Annotated in this window: 15 protein-coding genes and 3 rRNA genes; 3 read left to right on the top strand and 15 right to left on the bottom strand. The window is 59.3% G+C overall.

What is annotated here, in order from left to right:
• Positions 1-88 precede the first annotated feature (88 nt).
• The 6 genes from HWX48_RS05390 to HWX48_RS05365 form a co-directional block, all read right to left on the bottom strand.
• A complete protein-coding gene (locus HWX48_RS05390; protein WP_175955357.1) occupies positions 89-1,183 on the bottom strand; it encodes a LacI family DNA-binding transcriptional regulator in 1,095 nt (364 codons plus the stop codon).
• A gap of 122 nt (positions 1,184-1,305) precedes the next feature.
• Positions 1,306-2,082: an inositol monophosphatase family protein gene (locus HWX48_RS05385; RefSeq protein WP_175955355.1), complete on the bottom strand. Its 777-nt coding sequence runs from the start codon at positions 2,080-2,082 to the stop codon at positions 1,306-1,308.
• 31 nt (positions 2,083-2,113) lie between these two features.
• The gene (locus tag HWX48_RS05380) at positions 2,114-2,965 is read right to left on the bottom strand and encodes a phosphatidylinositol-specific phospholipase C domain-containing protein (protein ID WP_175955353.1); all 852 of its coding nucleotides are present in this window, start codon (positions 2,963-2,965) and stop codon (positions 2,114-2,116) included.
• 60 nt (positions 2,966-3,025) lie between these two features.
• Positions 3,026-4,387 (bottom strand): MFS transporter, encoded by a 1,362-nt coding sequence (locus HWX48_RS05375; protein ID WP_175955351.1) that lies wholly within the window; start codon positions 4,385-4,387, stop codon positions 3,026-3,028.
• A gap of 198 nt (positions 4,388-4,585) precedes the next feature.
• Positions 4,586-5,416, bottom strand: coding sequence for an alpha/beta hydrolase (locus tag HWX48_RS05370; RefSeq protein WP_175955349.1), 831 nt, complete (start codon positions 5,414-5,416; stop codon positions 4,586-4,588).
• Between the two features lie 159 nt (positions 5,417-5,575).
• On the bottom strand, positions 5,576-5,746 hold the full coding sequence (locus tag HWX48_RS05365; RefSeq protein WP_175955346.1) for a hypothetical protein: 171 nt from the start codon (positions 5,744-5,746) through the stop codon (positions 5,576-5,578).
• A 696-nt stretch (positions 5,747-6,442) separates the two neighbouring features.
• Between HWX48_RS05365 and HWX48_RS05360 the strand changes: the two genes are divergently transcribed.
• Both HWX48_RS05360 and HWX48_RS05355 read left to right on the top strand, forming a co-directional pair.
• Positions 6,443-6,604, top strand: a complete 162-nt coding sequence (locus HWX48_RS05360; protein WP_175955345.1) for a hypothetical protein — start codon at positions 6,443-6,445, stop codon at positions 6,602-6,604.
• Positions 6,605-6,739: 135 nt separating this feature from the next.
• On the top strand, positions 6,740-7,531 hold the full coding sequence (locus HWX48_RS05355) for a class I SAM-dependent methyltransferase (protein ID WP_217701594.1): 792 nt from the start codon (positions 6,740-6,742) through the stop codon (positions 7,529-7,531).
• A 250-nt stretch (positions 7,532-7,781) separates the two neighbouring features.
• Here HWX48_RS05355 and rrf read toward each other — a convergent pair.
• The 6 genes from rrf to HWX48_RS05330 form a co-directional block, all read right to left on the bottom strand.
• Positions 7,782-7,898 (bottom strand): 5S ribosomal RNA (gene rrf, locus HWX48_RS05350).
• A gap of 146 nt (positions 7,899-8,044) precedes the next feature.
• Positions 8,045-11,173 (bottom strand): 23S ribosomal RNA (locus tag HWX48_RS05345).
• Between the two features lie 350 nt (positions 11,174-11,523).
• Positions 11,524-13,067 (bottom strand): 16S ribosomal RNA (locus HWX48_RS05340).
• The 16S, 23S and 5S rRNA genes sit together here, the layout of an rRNA operon.
• A gap of 423 nt (positions 13,068-13,490) precedes the next feature.
• Positions 13,491-13,619, bottom strand: coding sequence for a hypothetical protein (locus HWX48_RS11345; protein ID WP_303048067.1), 129 nt, complete (start codon positions 13,617-13,619; stop codon positions 13,491-13,493).
• Positions 13,620-13,656: 37 nt separating this feature from the next.
• Positions 13,657-13,839 (bottom strand): hypothetical protein, encoded by a 183-nt coding sequence (locus HWX48_RS05335; protein ID WP_175955343.1) that lies wholly within the window; start codon positions 13,837-13,839, stop codon positions 13,657-13,659.
• Positions 13,840-13,915: 76 nt separating this feature from the next.
• Positions 13,916-15,601 (bottom strand): FAD-dependent oxidoreductase, encoded by a 1,686-nt coding sequence (locus HWX48_RS05330; protein WP_175955341.1) that lies wholly within the window; start codon positions 15,599-15,601, stop codon positions 13,916-13,918.
• Positions 15,602-15,750: 149 nt separating this feature from the next.
• Between HWX48_RS05330 and HWX48_RS05325 the strand changes: the two genes are divergently transcribed.
• Entirely contained in the window at positions 15,751-16,038 is a 288-nt protein-coding gene (locus HWX48_RS05325) for a metal-sensitive transcriptional regulator (protein ID WP_254872974.1), read from the top strand.
• 339 nt (positions 16,039-16,377) lie between these two features.
• Here HWX48_RS05325 and HWX48_RS05320 read toward each other — a convergent pair whose 3' ends face one another.
• The 3 genes from HWX48_RS05320 to HWX48_RS05310 all read right to left on the bottom strand — a co-directional run bounded on the left by HWX48_RS05320 (position 16,378) and on the right by HWX48_RS05310 (position 20,423).
• Positions 16,378-17,985 carry an alcohol dehydrogenase catalytic domain-containing protein gene (locus HWX48_RS05320; protein ID WP_175955338.1) on the bottom strand — a complete coding sequence of 536 codons (1,608 nt, stop codon included), beginning with the start codon at positions 17,983-17,985 and terminating at the stop codon, positions 16,378-16,380.
• A gap of 40 nt (positions 17,986-18,025) precedes the next feature.
• Complete coding sequence (locus HWX48_RS05315; protein ID WP_175955336.1) at positions 18,026-19,042, bottom strand: SDR family NAD(P)-dependent oxidoreductase; 1,017 nt, start codon at positions 19,040-19,042, stop codon at positions 18,026-18,028.
• Positions 19,043-19,103: 61 nt separating this feature from the next.
• Positions 19,104-20,423 carry a PHP domain-containing protein gene (locus HWX48_RS05310; protein WP_175955335.1) on the bottom strand — a complete coding sequence of 440 codons (1,320 nt, stop codon included), beginning with the start codon at positions 20,421-20,423 and terminating at the stop codon, positions 19,104-19,106.
• Between the last annotated feature and the right edge of the window lie 28 nt (positions 20,424-20,451).

The following is a 20,451-nucleotide window of genomic DNA, read 5'->3' as shown; positions in this document are numbered from 1 at the left end:
ATCATACGCGGCTGTGTTCTTCAAGAGGAGGGGCGGCGGCGATGTCAGGGTGTGGATCTGCACACGCTGACGGCTTTTAGCTGCGCCTTCACAGGTTTCTATTTGTGCCGGCACCACCGGTAGCGGAAGTAGGGGCAGGCGTGTTGAGGTAATAGGCCCGAGCGGTTGAACTGCGGATGACCAGGTGGGAGTCGACACCGACGGTGACGGCCTCAAGCTCAGGGGTGCTGATGCGTTCAATAGCGCGGTCGAGGGCGAGGGCTGCAATTTCTTCTACCCCCCTGTCCACACTGGTGAGGTTGAAGGTTGAGGACTGTGCCACCTGAGAGTTGTCAAAGCCCGCCAGCGACACATCTGCCGGGATGCGCAGCCCCGCTCCCATGAGGGCAACGGCAATGCCTTGAACGCACTGATCGTTGTATCCCACGATCGCCGAGTATTCGCCGAGGCGTCCGCGTGTGGACTCCTGGTGAGCGTGGCGATACTGAGCCCATTGATCGGCCATCAGATGAGAGGCCGCCGTGAAGCCATCATCCATGGTCGCACCAGCAGGGAACACATCGAATCGGATGTTGTAGCCGGAGAAGGCACGTTCGAGGGCCTGCTTGCGTGTCTGCGCAGACACGCCTGAAGCTCCGTCGAAGTAAGCAACTGAGCGGTGGCCCAGTGCGTAGAGGTGAGCGGCCAGTTCCTCGGCGCCTGAGGTGTTCCGGCTCGTCATGAGGTCTGCGCCAGGAAAAACCCTTTCTTGACCGATGACGACGGTGGGCCCATTGCGCAGGGTGTCCATGTGATCCTCATGCGAGGGGTTGATGGCAATAGTGGTGGTAATTCGAAATTGCGCAAGGGTTTTGAGGGCATCAGTCATGTGGTCGTAGGCAGCCGCATTTTCCGCAATAACGTAGTAGCCGCGTTCGCGAGCCGCTTCGCCGAGGATGCGGATGTAGTGAGTGTGAAGCTCCTGGTCAAATCTGCCGACGACACCAAGCACATGGGGGGTATTGGAGCGCATCATCGAGCCCAGAAGGTCCACTTTGTATCCAAGCTCTTGGGCTGTTGCTTGGATGGAGTGGCGAAGTTTGTCGCTGACACGTGCGTCATCACGCAGGGCCAGGGAGACAGTGCTAATGGAGGTACCTACTGCCTCTGCAATGTCACGGAGGGTGACCCTGGTGTGGCTCATGAGTCCTCCCTTAGTGATGAGATGCCTTCCTCGGACAATTTTCAGTATATCCGCCGGTTCTGCGGCGCCTGAAGCTCCCAGCACCGCAGAACCGGCGACCGTTTTCTCGTACGCTCGCAGTCCTAGGTGGGGTCGATGCAGAGTCGTTGGAGGACTTCTGCGTGCGCCTGGGGCCACGCTGCCAGGATCGAACCCTTGTAGCGCACATCTAACGGCGTTCCATCCAACCTCGTCACGCGCACACCTACCTCTTGACAAATCACCTGGGCTGCGGCGATATCCCAGGGGGATACCCACAGGTGGACGAAAGCTGCGGCTTGGCGGCGGGCGACCTCCACACACTCAAGGGCTGCCGAGCCGTAGCGGCGGTGGCCTCGTGATTCCCGGACGAGCTGCGCGAGACGTGGCAGCGCGTCAAGCTCCTTCACGTCGGCAATGAGGATTCCTTCACGGTAGGACGTGTTCTCGGGCACCGGCCCGAGGGGCTCCCCGTTGCGCCATGCTCCCTGGCCTGCGATTGCGGTGTACATAGTGTCGGCTGCGACGTCACAGACCACTCCGATAGTGGGCGCCCCATCGACACACAGGGCGACAGATACCGCGTAGTCCCGCTGGGTGGCGACGTAGTTCATCGTCCCGTCTATGGGGTCGATGACCCACACTGGTCCGTCAAAGGAGTCGACGCTGTGCCCTTCTTCGCCCATACAGGGATAGCCGGTGATGGAGTGCAGGCGGGAGGTAATGAGCCCTTCGATGGCGATGTCGACCGTGGTCACGAGGTCATTACGTGAGGATTTGGTGGAGACCTCGAATGTTTGGCTGGATTCGCGTGCGATGCGAGCAGCTTCCGTGACGACGTTGACGGCTGTTTCGAGGAGTTCCTCCCAATCGAGTGTCATCGTCTGACCTCCTGTTCCCGTGTCGGTGTCCCTAGGCGTTGATGGAGATGACCGCAGCAGTCAGTTCGGGGGTGCTGAAGTCGTAGATTTGCACTCCTCTGCCCCGCCTGCGGGGAGCGTCACTGCTGCGCTCGTGGCGGATCTGCTCATTGAGTGCCCTTGTGAAGGGGTTGAGGATCTCAGCATAGGCGTCGGGGTAGCCCAGTTGCCCATTCGTGGCGCTGATGTGGTTAAGAACCAGTGCGTCACCGGGAGCGTTGTGGTCCAGTGCTTCGGTGATGGCGGCCTTTTTGTCCTCGATTGTTGGCCCGTCCCACAGGTCTTGGATGCTGAGGTATTCGTTGTCGTGCCAGTTTTGTGCCCAGATGATGCCATGCCGGTCACTGAAGTGGTACGACGGCGGGGCGCATTCAAGGGCGAGGATTCGCCCACGACATTGCCCAAGTTCAGGCCAGGGCGTTTCGGGGGCGCCCCAGAGGTGAAAGAGGTCCAGATTTGCGCCGACGAGTCCGCGGATAGCTTCACCGTATTCGGGATAGTCGTCTTTGGCTTCGTTGGCATTTTGGATGCGCATGATGACGCATTCACTGGGGTTGTCGGCAAGGAATTGTCCGACGGTATCGAGGATTTCTTGCCCGGAAATGTTGCTCACCCACTCGCGGTGGGCAGCGATGAGGGTGCGGCGGAGGCGGATGTCGAGGAATCTCACGCCGTAGGTGAGTTGTTCGGCAAGGGAGTCGTGTTGGGTGGCGTAGTAGCGTTCGGCACACTCAGCGGTCATGGTGTCGTGTGTGCCGGGAATGGCCAGTTCGGTGAGCGCCGTCCTGTCGCTGAGGGCACTCATCCAGCTGGCGTTTGCGTGGCGTGGGTACGTGTGTGTCATGGTGGGGTCACCTCCGCTCTGGGGTGGGCAGGCATCTTTGCCTGCCCACCCCAGCGTCTTTTAGGCAGCGCGCTGGGCGTGCATCTTGACGAGGATATGCGAAAGCACAGCGGCGATGGCTGCGAGAATAGCCAGGCCGATGAAGGCTGTGCCAAGGGTTGCCGTTGGGGTGAGGATTTCGGTGATGACCGTACCGTCAGCGTCCTTGACGGCGGGGGTGATGAGAGCACCGAGGGTGGGAGGTGCGAGGAGCGCGGGAATGTATCCCAGGGTGATGGCAAAGGACATTGCCGAGGAGGATTGCTTCTTGGGGACGCCGAATTCACCAATGGGCGCGTAGTAGACGCCTCGGATCATGAAGGTGACGGCGGAGGCCATGAGCATGAGGACAATGAGTGTCCAGAAGACGCCGCTGCTGACGATGCCTTCGGGTGCGTCACCTGCCGGGAATTCGGAGACGGAAGCGGGGTTCATGAAGAACATTGCCGCGATGATGAGGAGCAGGATGGCAAGGACGACTTCCATGGCACGCATGAAGCGAGTGGCGGTCTTGAAGACCTTTTCAACGAGAATGGTCGACACCAGTGGCAGCATGCGCAGGGCGATGACGGTGGTGGCAAAGGCGGCTGCGGCGACGGCGCTGGTTCCATAGCCGGCTTGGAGGAAGCGGGCGAAGTAGGTGCCGGCCGCAACGAAGGTGCCGTAGATGCAGAAGACGTTAATGCCGGCAACCCAGACGACAGGCAGTTTGGCGACCTCTGCGACGCCCTTGATGGCTTCCTTGGTGCTCGAGACGGTGACCTCTTCATCATCGCCCACGCGGGCGTCCTTGGGGACTACGAAGTAGACGGCGATACCGGTGACGAGCACGATAATGGATGCGGTCATCATGATGGTCTTGGGTGAGGCGTCGGCGCCGATCATCGCGGTCCACAGCAGGGAGATGAGGAAGGCGAGCAGGCCGCGGCCGAATTCGAAGAAACCGAAGGCTGCGCCTTGGTGTTCTTCTGTGGTGGAGATTCGAACGGCTTTAAAGTTTGCTGGCTTGAAGAGCACTTCGGAGAGCAGCAGCATGGAGAAGAAGCAGATGAGCAGGACAGGGAAGGAGAGGTTGGGCGAGCTCAGGGTAATGAAGAGGGAGATCGCGCCGACGCCCATGGTGGCGATGAGCATGATGGAGCGGATGGAGAAGCGGTCACCGATCCAGCCCAGGGCGATGGTGCCCAGGAGGATCACGAGGCCCTGCATGGCGTAGAGCTGCCCTGCTTGCGCGTCGGTGACGCCCATTGCCGTGGGGAAGTCCTTGGGCAGGGTGTTGCGGATGTCCCAGAATGCGTAGATGAGCTGGGCATTGACGGTGATGAGGGCGAGTTGGAAGAGGGCGAGCGGAGAGAACCCGAGGTTCTTGAGTATCTGCGGCATGACAGCTCCTTTGCTGATGCATGATGACGGTAATAGCGCCGCGTGCTCCGTTGCATGAGCGCATACTGTCATGCTAATGCCGTGTGATACACCTCGCAAGCGTTCTCGAAACGTTTTTATGGGACTTTTCCCTTTTTTATCGTCACGCGCATCAAAAATACCCGCCGTAGTTTCCCTGTTTATAGGAACGTTTCGACATCATGAGGGTTTCACTCCTCCAGCAACAGCATGGAGGCGTTCTTCCACAGCCTCAACAAGCTGAGTAAGCCCCGGTTCTTCTATCGGAAAATGGCCACAGTTTTCCAGCATCACGATATGCCCCACGCCCTCCAGTCGCCTCAGAGTTGTGATGCTAAGAGAGGCGGGAGTCCACGCATCCTGCGCAGGGTGAGCCAGGGTTATGCGCACAGCCGCCTCCCCCTCACTCCGCCTACGAGAGTGAGCGTATGCGAGGAAGGTAGCGAGGAAACCGAGGGGAATTGCGGCGCCACCCCCTCGCGGATCCTTCGCACACAATACCGACAGCGCCTTCTTGCGGCTCATCCGCCCCATATTGGCAACGAGCTTCATCGGAATCATGATTTTAGACAGCGGCGAACGCCTCCCCACTCCGAGGAAGGGCGTTCCTAGCAGTCCCATCCCCCAGCGGCCGATATGGAGGCGGGCACGAAGGGAGCGCGGGTCGACAAGGCAAGTGGCGATGACCTCGTTGACGAGGGGCGACCGGCAGGCGACCTCGTGGGCGAGCATTCCCCCGATACTAAAGCCCCAGAGGATGACGGGTCTGCCGTCGTCAGTTTCTTCGATGAAGGCGCGGAGGCACTCAATCCAGTCCTCGTAGCGCACGTTCTGCGGAGAGACTGTGGTGCTATACCCGTAGAGGGGGAGGTCAGGCAGGAAAAGGTCGCAGGCTGCCGGATCTATCTGGGCACAGATCGGCCAGAGCGCGTCGGAGTAGCCACCCGCTCCATGACAGACGATGAGACGAATGGGCGCTTGAGCATTCCGCCGACGAGCAACGTGAATCACATGCGAATTCCACACCCACCGCTGCCCTGTTGGCATACATTCAGCGCGAACACGCCGCTGCAGAGGCAGAAAGGCAACATAGTCACGAAAGTCCATATTCCCAGCTTAAGAGGGGAATAGAAAATTCCTCCCTACGGCAGCGTCAATACAGGAGGATTGTCAGCCCCAGAAGTAACCGATGATGGCGATAACGCCAGCAATCACGCCCAGCCCTGCAATGAAGGGGGCGAACATAACTTTGGTGGCGAAGTAGCTGTCGCGCCAATGGTCACCGTCAGGGACTTGGGTAATTCGACGCACTTCCTGTTCGTCGGAATGAGACAGTGCCATGAGGACTCCCTTCGTCGGTCACATGCTCGTGACGATGGACAAGATCGATGAAGATCAGGCGCACTGCAACACTGCAGAATGTCATTAATTCTTCATTCAGATCCTACCATCTTCACTCCCACATACCACCAGATCCCGCAGGACGAGGAAAGACACGAGCAGCAGGAAAACAGCCCCTTTATCACCACGAGAACGGCAACCCCTATGTTAGGGAACATGCCGCGCATCACAACTTTGCCAGGACCCTACAGGAGACTTTGGACCATTGGCGTGTCCATTGCCGGAGGGGCGATCTTTGGGACCACAGCACAAAGAATCATTGAGTCCATCCCTACAGAGACGGCGTCGACATCACCCCTGTGGCTATTGAACCACCTGACAAGCGGCACTTGGCTCTGGGCAGTCGTAGCATCCGCCTCCACGTGGCTGGGGATGCGACAGTCTCAGCAATCGGGGTGGCGCCGTTACTTGGAGAGTTTCCTTCTTTGTCTGGGCTTTCTGAGTGCCACAACCATTGCGTGGTACGGCCCTCTCACTCCAGTTGGCCAGCTCCCCTTACTCGCCGCGACAGCCCTAGCACTCTGCACGCTCCCCTCTGCAGGAATTGCTGTCGTAGGAGCATTCGCACAAAGCCCCGGGGTCAAAGGCCTGCTGTCACGCCTGTGTCTACCGTTAGGACTAGCGTTGATCCTTCTGGTGGCACCGCCTCCTCCCGTCGAGCACGGGGGCAACGCTGCCGCTGAGATCCTCGTATGGCAGGTGCTGATGGGAGCAAATGTCGGCCTCGTGGCGATCATCCTTTCACATTTCCTCCTTGTCAGGCGCGGCAAAGAGTCCACATCCACCTCACTGCGTTAAGAGTGCGGCACTCTCCGGAAAAGAGTGCATGTCCCAATGGATGGGATCGCTCCCCAATCGATTTTATCTCGACATCGAGATAAAATCGTTTCTGCCGTTGACATACCAGCACAGCAACATTGAGGGGGCATCCTGATGGCAATAGACTTTCATTCCTCGACAAACGCTGGCACCTACGCCACTCGCACAGCCAGTGACACATGGGTGTCACAGGTATGCAGCATCATCTCCCCTAAGGGCTTGTATGTCGCGGACATCGGTTGCGGCGGAGGTATCTACTCCACAGCCCTGGCCCAGATGGGTGCCGATTTCGTGCAGGGAATCGACTTTTCAGCGCAAATGGTCGAAGATGCCTCGGCGCGAGCAAAGAGCCTCAAGCTCAGCAACGTTTCTTTTCTCCAGGCAGAGGCCTGTAACACGGGACTTCCTCAACATACAGTGGATCTTGTCCTGCAACGAGCACTTATTCACCATCTGCCATCTCCCGCTGACGCTTTCACCGAGGCGCATCGAATCTTGCGCCCGGGTGGCACACTCCTCGTTCAAGACCGCACGATGGAGGACGTCCTCATGCCATCATCACCCCAACACTTCCGTGGTTATTTCTTCGAGGCATTCCCCGAACTGCTTGAGGTCGAGCGAAGACGCCGCCCGAAGCAAGAAACAGTCACAGAGGCTTTAAAGGAGGCTGGTTTTAACGTCGAGGGCATTGAGCAATTCACCGAAGAACGACGCGTCTATGCCGATTGTGCCGAGATCACATCGGATCTGCTTGCCCGAACTGGTCGTTCACTTCTCCACGAGCTCTCAGATGACGAGCTCGCGGTGCTCACTGACAGGATCTGTTATGAAATCGGCGCTTCTTCCCAGGGAGGCTTTCCCATCAAAGAAGTCGACTACTGGACTGTCTGGCATGCACGGGCATGACGGGCTGCCGTGAGCGGCCATTCCCTGAGTGCAAGCACGCTTCAACGCACATGAGCCCAGAAGAACAGCCAGAGAAACACCATGTGGTGTTTCTCTGCATGCAATGTCTGCGATGGTGCTCGCCATTCAGGGGCCACATCTAGGGTTAAGGTTCCTTGTGGGTTTGTCTTCTGTGGTGGCTCGTTGTGGGTGTGTGTTTGAGGGCCCTCGGGGAGCGTTGCTTCCTGAGGGCCCTCATTTTGTGGTTGTGTTGCGGCGGTGTCCTACTCTCCCACACCCCCTCGGGTGCAGTACCATCGGCGCTGTGGGGCTTAGCTTCCGGGTTCGGGATGGGTCCGGGCGTTTCCCCCACGCTATTGCCGCCGCAAAAGGGTCGACCAATTATGGTGTTGTTTTGTGTTCGCCCCCCGGTCTTTGTTTTGGTGGGGGGTGTGGGTTGGTCGTGAACCTGTATGGTGGTTGTGAGCGTGTTTTGCTTGCGCGTGTGTGTGCCGAGCGGTGTGCTTGGCGGTGTGTGTTTAGTGTTGGCCCATTAGTACCAGTCAGCTCGAGAGCACCTTGCGGTGTGTCCACTTCTGGCCTATCAACCCGGTAGTCTGCCGGGGGCCTACAACACCCCTTTGGGGTGTATGGAAACCTCATCTTGAAGCAAGTTTCCCGCTTAGATGCTTTCAGCGGTTATCTTTTCCGAACGTAGCCAACCAGCCATGCACCTGGCGGTACAACTGGCACACCAGAGGTTCGTCCATCCCGGTCCTCTCGTACTAGGGACGGCCCTTCTCAAGTTTCCTGCGCGCACAGAGGATAGGGACCGAACTGTCTCACGACGTTCTAAACCCAGCTCGCGTACCGCTTTAATGGGCGAACAGCCCAACCCTTGGGACCAACTCCAGCCCCAGGATGCGACGAGCCGACATCGAGGTGCCAAACCATGCCGTCGATATGGACTCTTGGGCAAGATCAGCCTGTTATCCCCGGGGTACCTTTTATCCGTTGAGCGACCACGCACCCACGTGCCATGGCCGGATCACTAGTTCCTGCTTTCGCACCTGCTCGACCCGTCGGTCTCACAGTCAAGCTCCCTTGTGCACTTGCACTCGCCACCTGATTACCAACCAGGCTGAGGGAACCTTTGAGCGCCTCCGTTACATTTTAGGAGGCAACCGCCCCAGTTAAACTACCCACCAGGCACTGTCCCCAACCCGGATCACGGGCCGAGGTTAGATGCACACTTGCACCAGAATGGTATTTCAACGACGACTCCACCCAAGCTGGCGCCCAGGCTTCACAGTCTCCCACCTATCCTACACAAGCACAAGCGAACACCAATACCAAGCTATAGTAAAGGTCCCGGGGTCTTTCCGTCCTTCTGCGCGAAACGAGCATCTTTACTCGTAGTGCAATTTCGCCGAGTTCACGGTCGAGACAGCGGAGAAGTCGTTACGCCATTCGTGCAGGTCGGAACTTACCCGACAAGGAATTTCGCTACCTTAGGATGGTTATAGTTACCACCGCCGTTTACTGGGGCTTAAATTCAAACCTTCACACGCCAATAGACGCGTTGAGTCTTCCTCTTAACCTTCCAGCACCGGGCAGGCGTCAGTGCGTATACATCGTCTTGCGACTTCGCACGCACCTGTGTTTTTAGTAAACAGTCGCTTCTCCCTCTTCTCTGCGACCCCCCACCGCACCCAGCACGCCAAGGGCGCTGGCACCGCAGGGGGTCCCCCTTCTCCCTAAGTTACGGGGGAATTTTGCCGAGTTCCTTGACCATGATTCACTCGAACGCCTCGGTATACTCTACCTGACCACCTGAGTCGGTTTAGGGTACGGGCGCCTTCCACCCTCACGTCGAGGCTTTTCTTGGCAGTACAGGATCACCATCAGCCACCCCAAACGGGCAGCCCCATCAGTTCTCACCCTTATATGTTTCCCGGATTTGCCTAGGAAACGGGCCACGACCTTAGACACACAAATTTCCACCAGTGTGCGACAGCTACCTCTCTGCGTCACCCCTGTTAACACGCTAACCTACTACCCTCAAGGTCCCACGGCCCCTCCACCACCCACACCCGAAGGTGAGAGCGGTATCTGGGCAAAGTGGTTAGTACAAGAGATTCAGCTTTGGCGGTTGAAAGGCGGTACCAGAATATCAACTGGTTGTCCATCGACTACGCCTGTCGGCCTCGCCTTAGGACCCGACTAACCCAGGGCGGATAAACCTAGCCCTGGAACCCTTAGTCAATCGGCGCTAGGGATTCTCACCCTAGATTCGCTACTCATGCCTGCATTCTCACTCCCACACAATCCACCAGAGGTCACCCCCAGGCTTCACCTCGTGCAGGACGCTCCCCTACCCACTCACACCCCAACATCCGGTTCCCGGCGCTAGGAATAACGCGTGAGTGCCACAGCTTCGGCGGTACGCTTGAGCCCCGCTACATTGTCGGCGCAAAACCACTTGACCAGTGAGCTATTACGCACTCTTTCAAGGATGGCTGCTTCTAAGCCAACCTCCTGGTTGTCAACGCGATTCCACATCCTTTCCCACTTAGCGTACGCTTAGGGGCCTTAGCTGATGATCTGGGCTGTTTCCCTCTCGACAACGAAGCTTATCCCCCGCTGTCTCACTGCCATGCTCACACCTACTGGCATTCGGAGTTTGGCTGACGTCAGTAACCCACAGGGCCCATCGACCATCCAGTAGCTCTACCTCCAGCAGGAAGCACACAACGCTGCACCTAAATGCATTTCGGGGAGAACCAGCTATCACGGAGTTTGATTGGCCTTTCACCCCTACCCACAGCTCATCCCCCAGGTTTTCAACCCTGGTGGGTTCGGTCCTCCACAAAGTCTTACCCTTGCTTCAACCTGGCCATGGGTAGATCACCCCGCTTCGGGTCCAGAACACGCGACAAACGCCCTCTTTCAGACTCGCTTTCGCTACGCATACCCCACACGGGTTAAGCACGCCACGTGCCACTGACTCGCAGGCTCATTCTTCAAAAGGCACGCCATCACCCCACAAGGCTCTGACGGCTTAAAGGCACACGGTTTCAGGTACTATTTCACTCCCCTCCCGGGGTACTTTTCACCATTCCCTCACGGTACTATGCACTATCGGTCACCAAGTAGTATTTAGGCTTACCAGGTGGTCCTGGCAGATTCACACCAGATTTCACGAGTCCGGCGCTACTCGGGCACACAACCCACACAGCATGCGGCGCATACAGCTACACGACTCTCACGCACTACGGTCAGCCATCCCAGACTATTCACCTCACGCCACACACACATGCCACTCCCCGGCAGAGGAGAAACGATCATGCCCCACAACACCCCATGCGCAACGCCTGCCGGCTCTCACACACACAAGGTTTAGCCTCCTCCGCTTTCGCTCGCCACTACTCACGGAATATCTTCTCCTACGGGTACTGAGATGTTTCACTTCCCCGCGTTCCCCCCACCACCCTATGAATTCAGATGATGGTAACCACACACAACTGCAGCTAGGTTCCCCCATTCGGAAATCCTCGGATCAAACGCTCGTTCGCCAACTCCCCGAGGCATATCGCAGGCCACAACGTCCTTCATCAGCTCTTGGTGCCAAGGCATCCACCGAATGCCCACAAAAACTAAACAACAAAATCACACAGAACAAGAAAACAAAAGATGCTCACAACCACTATACAGTTCACAAACAACCCACCCACCACACAACCACCCCACCACACACAGCAGCACAAGCAGTCACATGGAGGCACAACGCCCACCACCACAGGTGTTGAACGTGAACCCGACAGCATGCCCCAACACCACCACCACACAACAAGTGCAGCGCCAAAAATTGAAATCTCTATGCCCAGCCCCAAAACACGCAAACACCCCCACCAACACCACGTTGATAGAACACAGCGTTTGCCATCCCCCACCACACCCACACCCCAACAGGGCGCAACGCGTGACACGAGCCAAAAAACGGGACTCCCTAGAAAGGAGGTGATCCAGCCGCACCTTCCGGTACGGCTACCTTGTTACGACTTCGTCCCAATCGCCAATCCCACCTTCGACCACTCCCCCCGCACAAGCGGTTAGGCCATGGGCTTCGGGTGTTACCAACTTTCGTGACGTGACGGGCGGTGTGTACAAGGCCCGAGAACGTATTCACCGCAGCGTTGCTGATCTGCGATTACTAGCGACTCCACCTTCATGGGGTCGAGTTGCAGACCCCAATCCGAACTGAGACCGGCTTTAAGGGATTCGCTCCGCCTCACAGCATCGCAACCCTCTGTACCAGCCATTGTAGCATGCGTGAAGCCCAAGACATAAGGGGCATGATGATTTGACGTCATCCCCACCTTCCTCCGAGTTAACCCCGGCAGTCCCCCACGAGTCCCCACCATCACGTGCTGGCAACATAGGGCAAGGGTTGCGCTCGTTGCGGGACTTAACCCAACATCTCACGACACGAGCTGACGACAACCATGCACCACCTGCACACCACCCCGAAGGCCACCACATCTCTGCAGTGTCGCGGTGCATGTCAAGCCTTGGTAAGGTTCTTCGCGTTGCATCGAATTAATCCGCATGCTCCGCCGCTTGTGCGGGCCCCCGTCAATTCCTTTGAGTTTTAGCCTTGCGGCCGTACTCCCCAGGCGGGGCACTTAAAGCGTTAGCTACGGCGCAGAAACCAAGGGCGGCCCCCACACCTAGTGCCCAACGTTTACAGCGTGGACTACCAGGGTATCTAATCCTGTTCGCTCCCCACGCTTTCGCTCCTCAGCGTCAGTAACGGCCCAGAGACCCGCCTTCGCCACCGGTGTTCCTCCTGATATCTGCGCATTCCACCGCTACACCAGGAATTCCAGTCTCCCCTACCGCACTCAAGCCAGCCCGTACCCACCGCAAGCCCGGAGTTAAGCCCCGGGTTTTCACGGCAGACGCGACAAGCCGCCTACAAGCCCTTTACGCCCAATAATTCCGGACAACGCTCGCGCCCTACGTATTACCGCGGCTGCTGGCACGTAGTTAGCCGGCGCTTCTTTACCCACTACCCTCAACCCAACCCAAAGCTGGGCCTTGACCATGAGCGAAAGAGGTTTACAACCCGAAGGCCCTCATCCCTCACGCGGCGTCGCTGCATCAGGCTTTCGCCCATTGTGCAAAATTCCCCACTGCTGCCTCCCGTAGGAGTCTGGGCCGTATCTCAGTCCCAATGTGACCGGTCACCCTCTCAGGCCGGTTACCCGTCAAAGCCTTGGTAGGCCATCACCCCACCAACAAGCTGATAGGCCGCGAGCCCATCCCCCACCAGAAAAAACCTTTCCACCACCCGCCATGCGACAAGCAGTAAATACCCGGTATTAGCATCCGTTTCCGAACGTTATCCCGAAGAAGGGGGCAGGTTACTCACGTGTTACTCACCCGTTCGCCACTAACCAACCCAAACGCAAAGCGCCCAAGCGGTCCGTTCGACTTGCATGTGTTAAGCACGCCGCCAGCGTTCGTCCTGAGCCAGGATCAAACTCTCCGAACAAAAACAAAAAACTGTTAAAGCCCAGAAAACCATAACCACCAACAGCAGCCATGGCAATCCCAACAAATAACAAACTCAAAAACAAAAAACAGGCATAAAAACAACAAAAAATGTCAAGACACACTATCGAGTTCACAAACAACACCCACACACAACAACCACCCAGACACACACGCATCCAAGCAAATCACTGAGGTGAACATTCGCGCCACACCCCACGGAAAACCACTCTCGCGTCCCCGCACCGTCCGGCGCAACGAGTAAATAATCTACACAGCCCCCCACCCACACGTCAAACCATTTTCTTGTGAGCGTGGACACACCCCGTGTTTTTCGCGATTTTTCGCGGAAAACACGGGGTGTGCATGAGTGGGATCAGCTCTCACCGGTCACAACCAAGCCGGAAAAGCACTGATTCGGGACTCAGTTCTGACCAGCATGATCCCCATCACACCACTGTGCGGGGGGAACGATCTCCTTCACGGAATCAATATGCTGACCGCAGCCAGTCCACGTGGTCTTACCGCAGGTACAGGGAACAGGTTGGCACATAGCCCTCTCCTTCACTTCTCAAAATTGTGTTGATGGATTACTTCTTCTTGCCGCCAAAGAGGCGCGCAAAGAATCCGGGAACCTCGGCCCGCTCCTCAGCCGTATGCTTCCCATCGCACCACTGATTGCGAGGAACACCGGCCTTCACAGAGGAGATGTGCTGACCGCAGCCAGCCCAAGTAGTCTTACCGCACACCTTGCAGGTCACTGCACGACACATAGAGATGTCCTTTCATAGAGTGTCAAACCCGAGCACGCCCCCATCGGAAGCCCCTCGGAAAACCTTGCTGGGGAACTCACTCCCCGTAGACCAGAACCTCGCGGGCAGAGTCACCCAGGTAGGCTTCCAAGCCCAGCATGCCCGCCGACAGCGACGCCGACGGAATACCCGCAGCCTTGAGCATGCGATGCGACAGGTAGGAGCGCATACCCGAACGGCAGTGGATCGCCACGAAGCGGCCCTGGGCGGCCTCGCGAACCTCGTCCATGCGCTCACGCAACTGGGTGTGGGGAATAACGAGGGCGCCCTCGATATGCACCTCCGCAGCCTCAGCGGGAGTACGCACGTCCAGGATGAGCGCCTTTTGACGCATCTCCTCCAGCTGCCACGGGTACCACAGCTCAAGGAAACCATTGGCGACATTCTCACCAATCATGCCCAGCAGATTCACGGCATCCTTGGCCGCCCCGAAGGGAGGTGCGTAGCACAGGTCCAGATCCATCAGATCCTCAACCAGCAGCCCGCCACGCATTGCGGTGGCAATGACATCGATACGACGATCAATACCGTCCTCACCAACACCCTGAGCACCCAAGATCTCCCCATTGGCATCAACGTAAACCACCAGAGACATCTGAACGGCACCGGGGAAGTAGCCCACATGGTTATTCGCCATGACATGCAGCGCACGGTAGTCAATACCAGCGCCGTCAAGCATCGCGCGGTTCGCACCGGTTGCGGCAGCCATCAGCTTGCCCACACGAACGATAGCGGTCGCCAGAGGCTGAGGCATGGGGCGGGCCTCGTTCATCCCTCCAAAGGAAGCGGCGATGTCATCGGCAGCGAGGCGCCCGCCGCGGTTAGCGGGCCCAGCAAGCTGAACCGGACGCACGCCGCCAGTCACAGCATGCACTGAGTTCACAGCATCACCAATGGCCCAAATGCCCGGAATATTAGTACGACCATGCTGGTCGACAGTGAATGCGCCATTCTCGCACTCAATCCCGGCGCTCTCGGCCAGCTCAATATTGGCGCGCACCCCAGCAGAGGAGACAACAACGTCGGCGGGGATCTGCGTGCCGTCACCCAGCTCAACGATCACGCCGGCGTCGGCCTCGTGAATCGCGGCGACGGATACGCCCTCGTGGAGGGACACACCCAGGCGTCGCATCTCTACGCGCAGGGGGTGGACGATCTCCTGGTCGAAGGGCATGAGAATATGGGGGGCGCCTTCAACGAGGGCGACATCCAGGCCTGCTTCGGCAAGGTTTTCTGCAGCCTCCACACCGATGAAGCCCGCGCCGATGACTACCGCGCGCTTGGCTCCAGCGGCCACAGCGGTCTTGAGGAAGCGGGCGTCGTCGATGGAACGCAGGGTGCGCACCTCGGGGCGATCAATTCCGGGGATGGGCAGGCGAACGGCGTCCCCACCGGGAGAGAGAACGAGGGCGTCGTACTCGAGCCATTCCTCCCCGGCCTCGTTCCTCACGAGGACGGCGCGGCGGTCAACGTCGATGCGGATAGCCTCGTGGTTGGTGCGAACGTCAAGGTTCAGCCACGCCTTGAGCTTGGCGGGAGTCTGCACGGTGAGGGCAGATTCCTCAGCGATCTCGCCACCCACAAAGTAGGGCAGGCCGCAGGTGGCAACGGAAACGTCGGGGCCCTTTTCAAGAACGATGACCTCAGCATCTTCCATCTGGCGTCGGACGCGAGCTGCGCAGCTCATGCCGCCGCCCACACCGCCAACGACAACGATCCTCATAGTTGTGTCCCTTCATCAGGAGTACAGATCATGTACACATGATACCCCCTGGGGTATATTTGTGTATAGGTTATGTCTCACGATGAAGGACGGTTTAAGGACCCTCCTCTAGGATGCATGAATACCCCCAGATGACGAGGACGGACACCGTGAGCAACACTCCAGCAGCAACGCCAGTGCCAGTCAGCGAACCCAAGAAGGTACTCAACCGCCTCAAGCGCGCCCGCGGCCAACTTGACGCCGTCATCACCGCCATCGAAAACGGCGCCCCCTGCGACGAGATCATCACCCAGCTCTCTGCAGCACACTCGGCCGTGCGCCGCACAGCCTTCGTCGTCGTCGCCGGAGCCATGCGCGACTGCGCCATTAACCCCAGCCACACGCACAATGACGAAGACATGGCCCGCCTGGAAAAGCTCTTCCTCTCACTGTCCTAACGCCCACCCAGAAGCGCCTGTATCGCACTTGCGGCAGGCGCTTTCCTATGGCCCGCCCCTCCCCTGCCCTGCCAATGGGAGGGGCGTTGCAGTTTCTGGGGGCTATGCGGTGTGGAAACTACAACGCAGTGCGTAAAAGCCGAGGACAGCCAGCAGCACGGCAGACACGACCAGAAAAGCCGTCGAATGGGAGGGGCGTTGCAGTTTCTGGGGGCTATGCGGTGTGCAAACTACAACGCAGTGTGTAAAACAGAGGAAAGGCCCCGCCTGGATAATCCAGGCGGGGCCTTAGACAGGGGCCTCACACAGGGGCCACAGCTCAGACAGCTACTCGCCAACTCACTTGGCAGTCGCCAGCAGAGCCTCTTCAGCAGCCTTGGTCCACAGGCCGTTGTCGAGCTTGGCAGCCACCTCAGGCAGCTTCTCGGCCATCTCGGACAGCGGGGTCAGGCCCAGGTCGTGGAGCATGGGGAAGACCATGATCTTGCCACCGGAGGTACGGTTCATGACGGCGTTGATGGCGTCAACGAAGCCAGCCATGCCGGTCACGGCGTACAGGGAAATGGTGGTGTCGATAATGCCTTCTTCGATCTTGCGCAGGACGGTGCGCATGTCGGAGACATCCGAACCGGAGGTGCCCAGCACGAAGATGCGGCGCTCGATAATGCCCTGCAGGTCGAATTCACCGAAGGTGCCTGCCGGGATACCGGCGAAAGCGTTGACGATGGAATCCTCTGCAGCCAGGTCAATGGCCTGGGACACGAGTGCGGGCACGGGGACCATGCACGACACGTGGGTGTAACCGTATTCCAGGGGCGTGGTGGAGGTGTTGATAATCTCCAGGGGCACGTTGCGGGCTTCGGCGACGGGGCCAACGACGCTGCGCAGTCCTTCGAGGCGCTCATCAGACAGGTCAGTGCCCGCGACCGTGATGCCTGCAACGCCGGAGGTCACGGCGCGCATGGTGTGCATCTGACCCATGGGGCCAGCAGCACCGATGATGGCGATCTTGTCGTTCTCACGCAGGTCACCGTTGGCGGGGATCCAGGCGTAGCCTTCACGAGGATCACTGCCGGTGGTGCCACAGAAGCGGATGAAGTCGTAGTGGACGCGGCCAATATCGAGGCTGACCTTGCGTTCGATACGCTCGCCACCCAGGACCACGCAGAAGGTGCCGCGGGTGCCGAGCAGTGCGGCGAGCGCCTCGATGACCTCAGCGGAGGCACCGAAGTAGACGATGTCGTCGAACTCTTGGCCTTCCAGCGAGGCGACCTCGGAAGCGGCAACGCGGACAACCTCGCCGGGAACGTGCTCAGCGGTCAGTTCCTCAACGCAGCCTTCACCGACGACGAGCAGGCGGCCACCATCAGCGACGTGGTTGCGCTCTGCCCAGGCGTAGGAGCCTTCCACAGTTGCCCAGGGCTCAATCAGGCCAACAGCGGCAGCCGAAGGAGCGTCAGAGACGTGGATGAGGAATTCTTCGCCGTCGGCAGGGTTGACAACGCAGCGTTCGTCAACGACGACGTATTCTTGCAGGGCGCCATCGAAGTTGTAGCCGAACGCGCCATTGGACTTGGCGGTGCGCAGGTGCTTCCAGTCGGCCTGAACGAGCACGCGGTCGCCGACCTTGAAGTGGGTGACCTTCTCGCCGACCTCGATGATGCGGCAGACGGGTTCGTGACCGGGTACGACGGGTGCCGAGCCGGGCTTGTAGGAGGGAATTTCCGCCAGTGCATCGAGGTCGATGCCGGCAACCACCTCGGACTTGCGGGGGTGGTTGTCGAAGGCGTGGAGCAGCTTCGTGTCGGAGAAGCAGATACCGCAGGCCTCAACCTGGAGCATCATCTGGTGGGGGCCAACAGGGTCCACGGACTTGTTGGGGTTGACGATAACCTCATCTGCGCCAACGATCTGGATCGCATGCTGAGTGGTGGGGATCTCGCTCATTACTTCTTTCCTTCAGTAGGACGGGATCTGGTCGTTGGGGTTAGTTCATCATGACCTGGCCGCCCGTGACGGGCACAGCCTGGCCGGTTTCGTAGGCCTGCTCGACGATGTAGTAGATCGCGCGCAGAACGTCGATGCCCGTTGCGCCGCGGCGCATGGGAACCTTGGACTCGTAGAACTCCTTAACGTCGGCCACGGTTGTAGCGCCGGGAACCTTGCCGGAGTTGAGGTATTGGACGAAGAGGCCCTTCTCCGGGTCGGACCACAGGGGGCCGTCGTAGAAGTTGCCCGGGCAGATGGCGTTGACCTTGACGCCGTGCTCAACCATTTCGAGGGCGAAGGACTGGACGAGGCCAATGCCGCCAAACTTCGAGCCAGCGTAGGCGGCATTCTTATTGGAACCGACCAGGCCGGACTTGGAGTTGATCTGGATGATGTCGGTCAGCCAGTTGGGTGCGGTGAGGTGCTGGCGTGCTAGCAGGGCGCCGACGTGCTTGGTGACGAGGAAGAACGCCACGTAGTTAATGTCGGTGGAGAGCTTGAAGTCGGAGAGGTTTTGCTCAAGTACTGACCCTGCGCGCACGATTCCCGCGTTGGAGACGACGAGGTCGAGGCCGCCGGTGACGCGGGCGATCTCGTCGGCCATGGCGGCAACGGAGTCTTCGTCGCCGACATTCACGGTGATGGGGTGGGTGTTGGGGCCGAGTTCAGCGCACTTTGCTTTGGCGCCTTCACCGTTGAGGTCGGCGATGTACACGAAGCATCCCTGGTCAATAAGGCCCTTGGCGATTTCAGCGCCGAAGCCCTGGGCGCCGCCGGTAACCAGCGCCACGCGGCCGGTGATTGCGCGCTCCCCGACGGGCATTGGGATGACTTCAAAGGTCTCCTCTCCTGCGGAGACGACGACGGGCAGTTCGACGTTTCCGAGCGTGTATTCGCGCAGTTCTTCGACGGTGTCGGGCAGGCTGAGCGTTGCGGGAGCGTCGGTGGGGCGCACAATGACGGGGCAGGCAAGTTCGGACAGGAACAGGCCTCTCACGAGCGGTGCGACGGTCATGTTTTCCTCCATAGAGTTTTACGAGGGCGGAGCCCCAACGGTGGGGCCCAAAAATGGAAACTTATGCGCGGCTTGCCTTTTCGGCGAGTTCAGCAGCGTCGGCACCGTCAGCGAAGGCGCGGCCTAGGGGCGCGTATTCGGCGATGCGTTCTGCGAGGCGCTCAGGGCTCAGGCGGCCACTGCCGAGGATGTGGAGCTCGGGGTCAACGGTGGACAGTGCCTCGTGGGCGACCATCGCCCAGGTGGCCTCGTTGAGGTCGGCGAACTCGGGACGACGCAGCTCGGGGCAGTTGAATGACTGGCGGGGCTGGTTAATGTCCACGCCGGAGATCTCCAGCATGCCGTGGCGCACAGCGAGCTCGTGGATACGTTCCAACTGCTCGGGAGTGTTACGCGGGGGCATGTAGGTGACGGCGCGGAAGCCTCGTTCTTCGAGGGCTTCGAAGAGCTCGTCAAGGAACTCGTCCTCGAACTTTTCAGCCTTCTTATCGCCCGTGGGGGATGCCGCCACGTCACCAAGGTAGGCGTAGGCGGCAATCGCACCAATGGAGTCGGCGAAGGCCACGACCTCAGCGGCGGTGGGCAGTTCGTCGGTGGGCTGAATGTAGATGCGGTCGAGGTATTCGGACTTGAGCACGCCCAGCAGGTCGTACATGAGGTGGGGGTTGTCCGCATCCCCGAGTGCGCCTGCGAGGGCGGGAGGGATGGTGACGCCCATGCCGCTCAAGCCTTCGACGAGGGCGGGGCCGCGTCCGAAGCCCTTAATGAGGGCGTCGGCCATGGCGGCCAGGAGGTGACGTTCGGTGATGCCGCCGCCGTTGGCGTACTGGGAGCGGTCAACCATGTCGGCCTGCGGGTCAAAGGGCGCCAGGCCCAGGGAGGTGAGGATCTCGTTGGCGGCCTCAGCCATAGCCAGGGTGCGGCGCAGGCGGGCTTCACGCTTAGGGGCCAGCCACTGGGCGACCTTCTCACGGGCCCAGGCTGGCACGCCCTGCACCGTGAGGTAGGCGATGCCGTAGGAGTCGGGGTTGTTGAGCTTGCGGCTGGCGAAGGGGCCGTCATTGCCCTCTTCGAAGAATGCGCGACATTCGAAGCCGGTCACTGAACCCATGCCGAGGATGCGGCAGGCTTGGGTCATTTCGTCGGCGGCGCCAATGGAGTCGTGGTCAACGGAGCCGACCACACGCAGGCCAGCGCGGCGGCCTCCGAGGGCGGCTGCGGCGGGCGTGTAGGGGCTGAAGGAGTAGCAGGTGTGGATGTGGTTGTTGGACTCAACCTCCCATGCGGGGAAGGTTTCGGTGGAGGCGAGCTCGCGCAGTGCGGCAAGGCGTTCTGCGGGGCTGACAGTCACATCATTGGTGGCATCGTGGGTGGCGTGCATGGGGTCCTCACATCAGCGGCGACGAAGG

The sequence above is a fragment of the Schaalia sp. Marseille-Q2122 genome (genome assembly GCF_903645355.1).
In the GTDB taxonomy this organism is placed as follows: Bacteria; Actinomycetota; Actinomycetes; order Actinomycetales; family Actinomycetaceae; genus Pauljensenia.
Note: the sequence above shows the minus strand (reverse complement) of the source record. Positions and strands in the feature narration are given on the sequence as shown.

Bases quoted from the DNA above. Each gene is read 5' to 3' on its own strand.
- HWX48_RS05385 (WP_175955355.1), bottom strand. From the start codon at position 2,082: ATGACACTCGATTGGGAGGAACTCCTCGAAACAGCCGTCAACGTCGTC.
- HWX48_RS11345 (WP_303048067.1), bottom strand. From the start codon at position 13,619: ATGTGCCAACCTGTTCCCTGTACCTGCGGTAAGACCACGTGGACTGGC.
- HWX48_RS05390 (WP_175955357.1), bottom strand. From the start codon at position 1,183: ATGAGCCACACCAGGGTCACCCTCCGTGACATTGCAGAGGCAGTAGGT.
- HWX48_RS05375 (WP_175955351.1), bottom strand. From the start codon at position 4,387: ATGCCGCAGATACTCAAGAACCTCGGGTTCTCTCCGCTCGCCCTCTTC.
- HWX48_RS05320 (WP_175955338.1), bottom strand. From the start codon at position 17,985: ATGAGCGAGATCCCCACCACTCAGCATGCGATCCAGATCGTTGGCGCA.
- HWX48_RS05310 (WP_175955335.1), bottom strand. From the start codon at position 20,423: ATGCACGCCACCCACGATGCCACCAATGATGTGACTGTCAGCCCCGCA.
- HWX48_RS05335 (WP_175955343.1), bottom strand. From the start codon at position 13,839: ATGTGTCGTGCAGTGACCTGCAAGGTGTGCGGTAAGACTACTTGGGCT.
- HWX48_RS05330 (WP_175955341.1), bottom strand. From the start codon at position 15,601: ATGAGGATCGTTGTCGTTGGCGGTGTGGGCGGCGGCATGAGCTGCGCA.
- HWX48_RS05315 (WP_175955336.1), bottom strand. From the start codon at position 19,042: ATGACCGTCGCACCGCTCGTGAGAGGCCTGTTCCTGTCCGAACTTGCC.
- HWX48_RS05365 (WP_175955346.1), bottom strand. From the start codon at position 5,746: ATGGCACTGTCTCATTCCGACGAACAGGAAGTGCGTCGAATTACCCAA.
- HWX48_RS05380 (WP_175955353.1), bottom strand. From the start codon at position 2,965: ATGACACACACGTACCCACGCCACGCAAACGCCAGCTGGATGAGTGCC.
- HWX48_RS05355 (WP_217701594.1), top strand. From the start codon at position 6,740: ATGGCAATAGACTTTCATTCCTCGACAAACGCTGGCACCTACGCCACT.